The 4,956-nt window shown below is 69.6% G+C and carries 4 protein-coding genes; 3 read left to right on the forward strand and 1 reads right to left on the reverse strand.

Annotation, left to right across the window (positions count from 1 at the left end; genetic code table 11):
* Positions 1-275: 275 nt before the first annotated feature.
* Positions 276-743 (forward strand): PGPGW domain-containing protein, encoded by a 468-nt coding sequence (locus AC08OU_RS22505; protein ID WP_462203488.1) that lies wholly within the window; start codon positions 276-278, stop codon positions 741-743.
* Positions 744-754: 11 nt separating this feature from the next.
* On the opposite strand, the gene AC08OU_RS22510 is transcribed toward AC08OU_RS22505, so the two are convergent.
* Positions 755-1,153 (reverse strand): hypothetical protein, encoded by a 399-nt coding sequence (locus AC08OU_RS22510; RefSeq protein ID WP_462203487.1) that lies wholly within the window; start codon positions 1,151-1,153, stop codon positions 755-757.
* Positions 1,154-1,482: 329 nt separating this feature from the next.
* Between AC08OU_RS22510 and AC08OU_RS22515 the strand changes: the two genes are divergently transcribed.
* Together AC08OU_RS22515 and AC08OU_RS22520 are read left to right on the forward strand one after the other, a co-directional pair.
* Complete coding sequence (locus AC08OU_RS22515) at positions 1,483-3,369, forward strand: glycoside hydrolase family 15 protein (RefSeq protein WP_476602081.1); 1,887 nt, start codon at positions 1,483-1,485, stop codon at positions 3,367-3,369.
* Between the two features lie 128 nt (positions 3,370-3,497).
* The gene (locus AC08OU_RS22520) at positions 3,498-4,781 is read left to right on the forward strand and encodes an L-2-hydroxyglutarate oxidase (protein WP_476602080.1); all 1,284 of its coding nucleotides are present in this window, start codon (positions 3,498-3,500) and stop codon (positions 4,779-4,781) included.
* Positions 4,782-4,956: the final 175 nt, after the last annotated feature.

The following is a 4,956-nucleotide window of genomic DNA, read 5'->3' on the forward strand; positions in this document are numbered from 1 at the left end:
GAAGACAAGCCTAGACGGTGCGCCCGGAGGGCCCGCCCGGCCCTACCCCCGCGGAGCCGCGAATCCCCGCGCCCCGTCGGCATGTTGGCATGTCGGCATCACGACACGTATCGGTCGAGGAGGTCGAGGAGATCCCCGCCACGATGTTCTTGCGTGATGCGTTATGACGGAAGAACGTCGCAGTAGGACACCGTCGCAGTAGAGCGTCGCAGTAGAGCACCGTCCCAGAGGACACTCCCGCCCCGTCCACGATCCGCTCAGGAGGGTTACCCGACGTGCTGACCCGAAGCGCCCGCCTGTTCCGCCGGATCGCCCTGACCGTGCTGGGTCTCGGCGTCCTCGGCCTCGGGATCGCGATGTTGGCGCTGCCGGGCCCGGGATTCCTCGTCGTGGCGCTCGGGTTCTTCATCCTGAGCCTGGAGTACGAGTGGGCGCGCGGCCGTTTCGAGCAGGCCCGGCGCAAGGCCGCCGACCTCGCCGATCAGGCGGCCGCGAACCGGTTCTCGTCGGCGTTCACGATTCTGTTCGCGCTGGGGATGATCGCCGCGGGAATCGCGTGGATCGTGGTCGACACCCTTCCCGCGTCCTCCGGGTGGTCCGGCGGAAGCCTGATCCTCAGTGGGCTCGTCATCCTGACCACCATGATCGTGAGTCTCTGGCAGGCGAAGGAGGCCCGCGATGCCGGCCGGCCCACGCCCGCCGAACTCCTCGCCCAACGGGAGCCGGAGAAGAGTCGATCCTGATGGGCGAAGGTCTACTGGCCCTGGGTGACCTGACTGATCCCGAGTACGTGCGGCTGGGCGTACACGCACTTGTACAGGGCCGCGCGGTCGACGGTCGACGCCTTCGCAACGTCGTACCGCAGCGGATAGATCCGGCTGGTGGCCAGCTGGTTGCGGTCCTTCGGCAGCTGGATGGCCCTGCCCACCGAGGGGCACGCGGCGCGCACCGCGTCCTTCTGCGCCTCGGTGGCTCCCGGGGCGAAGTACACGACGGCCTCCTGTTGCGGCGGCGGCCCGTCCAACGTCGCGTAGATCCCGAAGACGATCAGGCCGATGGTGGCGAGTACCGCCACGACGACCATCGTCCGGCGCCGAGGGTCGGCCAGGTAGCGAGCGGCACGGGTGACAGCAGGTGACGACGATGGGGCCACGTGGTGAGTCCTGTCACATCGGGGAAGGAAATCTGGTCCGGACGACGGCTGGAGCACCGCCATGACCGGACCCCCAACGTAGTCCGCCGAGCGGGTCCGTAAGGTAAACGCCCTCATGAGGCTTAGCGACCTCCGCCACGGGTAACCGCCGGCCCACCGCTGCGCGGCGTGCTCGTACCGGTTCACCGTCGACCGGCGGCGCTGTGCCCGCGATCGCGCCCAACGGCGGGCGACCCCGATGACATCGACCCCGATGATCATCAATTATCCGACGATCATCGATCCAACGATGATCACAACCAGTGGACCATGGGAGCGAGGAACAGGTCGTGCCATCCCTGATCGAGGACTACGCGCTGATCGGCGACACCCACTCCGCGGCGCTCGTGTCGCGCACTGGGTCGATCGACTGGTTGTGCCTGCCCCGATTCGACTCGCCGTCGTGCTTCGCCGCCCTGCTCGGCGACTCCGAGGCCGGCCACTGGAAGATCGCGCCCGTCGAGCCGGTCCTGGGCATCAGCCGGCGCTACCGGGGCGACACGCTGGTGCTGGAGACGGACATGACGACCGCGTCCGGCACCGTGCGCATCGTCGACGCGATGTTCCCCCGCGCCGGCACGCACACCGTGCTCCGCCTGGTCGAATGCCTCGAGGGTGCGGTCCACCTCCGATCGGAGACCCGGTTCCGCTTCGACTACGGCTCCATCGTGCCGTGGGTCCGCCGGGTGGACGAGCACACCATGTCGGCGGTGGCCGGGCCGGATGCGGTCACCCTGCGGACAACCGCCCCGATGGAGGGGCACGACATGGCCACCTACGCCGACTTCCACGTCGCCGCCGGCCAGTCGGTACCGTTCTCGCTGACCTGGGCCCCCTCCCATCAGACTCCCCCGCCGTCCCACGACGTCCGGCGCATGATCACCCTCACCGAGGCGTGGTGGTCGGACTGGATGGCGGGCTGCACCTACGACGGCCAGTGGCAGCCGGCCGTCCGCCGGTCGCTGATCACCCTCAAGGCGCTCACCTACGCCCCGACCGGAGGGATCGTCGCCGCCGTCACGACCTCGCTGCCGGAACACATCGGCGGCGTGCGCAACTGGGACTACCGGTACTGCTGGCTGCGGGACGCGACGATCACGCTGCTCGCCCTGCTCGACGCCGGGTTCACCAGCGAGGCAACCGCCTGGCGGGAGTGGCTGCTGCGCGCGGTCGCCGGTGACCCCTCCCGGGTACAGATCATGTACGGCGTGGCCGGGGAACGCCGGCTGCCCGAATACGAGATCCCGTGGCTACCGGGGTACGAGAACTCCGCCCCGGTGCGGGTCGGCAATGCCGCCGTCGACCAGTTCCAGCTCGACGTCTACGGCGAGGTCCTCGATGCCCTGCATGTCGCGCGGGTCGCGGTCGCCAACCGTCGCCAGCCCGTGCCCGGGCTGGCGCTCCCCGGCGGGCAGACCATCACCGAGAGCCATGCGGACGACTCCTGGCCGCTGCAGACCAAGCTGATGGACTTCCTCGAGACCGGCTGGCGGAAGACCGACGAGGGCATCTGGGAGGTACGCGGCCCCCGCCGCCACTTCGTCCACTCGAAGGTGATGGCCTGGGTCGCGGCCGACCGGGCGGTACGCGGGATCGTCGAGTCCCGGCTACCGGGCCCCGTCGACCGCTGGTCGGCGCTGCGGGACGAGATCCACACGGAGGTCTGCACCCGCGGGTTCGACTCCGAACGCAACACCTTCACCCAGTTCTACGGCTCCAAGGAACTCGACGCGGCGCTGCTGTACATGCCGCTGGTGGGGTTCCTGCCCGCCACCGACCCCCGCGCCGTGGGAACAGTCGCCGCCATCGAGCGGGAGCTGATGGAGGACGGGTTCGTCCTGCGGTATCCGACGGCCGAGGACGGCGCGGTCGACGGACTGCCCGCGGGCGAGGGCGCCTTCCTGGCCTGCACCTTCTGGTTGACCGACAACTACGCCCTGTCCGGGCGGGTCCACGAGGCTCAGGAGCTGTTCGAACGCCTGCTGTCGTTGCGTAACGACGTCGGGCTCCTCGCGGAGGAGTACGACCCCAGGCTGGGCCGGATGACGGGTAACTTCCCGCAGGCGTTCAGCCACGTCCCCCTGGTCAACACCGCGCGGACGCTCACCGACGCGCTGCGCGGCACACCGCGCTCGCGCACCGACCGGGCCCACCCGCCCGGCCACTTCTTCGGCTGAGCCCGCGGGACACCCGGCTGGCTACCGGGCTGACTACCGACTCGTAACATACCGTGCACGCCGATACTGGATTCGTACGATCGGCGTGATCGGGATTCACGCTTTCGACGGACGGACAGGGGACGGGCGTGGCAGGTCGCATCGCGGTGATCGGCGGTGGAATTCTCGGGCTGGCGGTCGCCCGTCGGCTCGGGCAGGTCGAACCGGGATCGGCCGTGACGGTGTTCGAGAAGGAACAGGACATCGCCCGGCATCAGACCGGCCGCAACAGCGGCGTCGTCCACGCCGGTCTCTACTACGTCCCAGGCTCGCTCAAAGCGACCCTGTGCCGCCGTGGGGTCGGGCTGCTGCGGGAGTTCTGCGCCACGCACCGCATCCGGTACGACGAGTGCGGCAAGATCGTGATCGCCGTCGACAACAGCGAGCTCGAACGGTTGGCCGAGATCGAGAAGCGGGCGGCGGCGAACGGCGTACCGCGGACCCGGATGCTCGACGCCGACGAGCTGCGGTCCGTCGAACCCCACGCCCGCGGGGTCGCCGCCCTGCACTCACCCACCACCGCCATCATCGACTATCCCGGGGTCGCGCGGGCCCTGCGTACCGAGATCGTCGCCGCTGGCGGGGCCGTGCGCACCGGAGCCGAGGTGATCGGGGTGGAGGATCGCCCAGCCGGCGTCCACCTCCGCCTCACGGTCGCCGGAACCGCGCGCGCGCGACCCAACGGCAATCACGAGCTAGCGTCTCGCGACGGTGGCCGGGTCGCCGTCGTCTCCGAAAGCGTCGGGCCGTTCGACCTGCTGATCTCCTGTGCCGGGCTGCAGTCGGACCTGGTGGCGACGCTGACCGGTGAGGACGCCTCCCCGCAGATCGTTCCCTTCCGGGGCGACTACTGGCTGCTGCGCCCCGAGCGGCGTGGCCTCGTCCATGGGCTGATCTATCCGGTTCCGGATCCGCGATATCCCTTCCTCGGCATCCATCTCACCAAGCGCATCGACGGGGAGATCCTGGTCGGGCCGAACGCGGTGCTGGCCACTGCCCGAGAGGGGTACACGGTCAGCACCGTCCAGGGCACCGACCTGCGACGGACGCTCGCCTGGCCGGGGTTCCACAAGATGGCGAAGACCCACTGGAAGACCGGCGCCAAGGAGATGCTGCGCACGGCGAGCAAGCGGGCCTTCGTCGCCGAGGCCCGGCGCTATGTCCCCGACCTGCGGGCCACCGACGTGGTTCGCGGCCCCGCGGGAGTCCGGGCCCAGGCCGTCGCCCGCGACGGTAGCCTCGTCGACGACTTCGTCCTGTCCCACAACGGGCGGGTCGTGCATGTCCGTAACGCGCCGTCTCCCGGCGCGACGGCGTCGTTGGCGATCGCTGAGCACATCGTCAGCAAAATCGTTCCCGAACGGGCCGGCTGACGGGCCCGAGAAACCGACAAGCCCGAGATTGACAATCCCGCGGCAACCCGTGCATCAAACCCGACGCGGCCACCCACCAGGCCACGGCAGACGCTGGGATGGGCGAAGCCGGTCGAGGTTTTCAGGGTCTTCGAAGTTAACCGGGGTGGGCGTGAGACCCCAGCCAGTTCGGTAA

The organism is Frankia sp. CcMO1, from assembly GCF_977945845.1.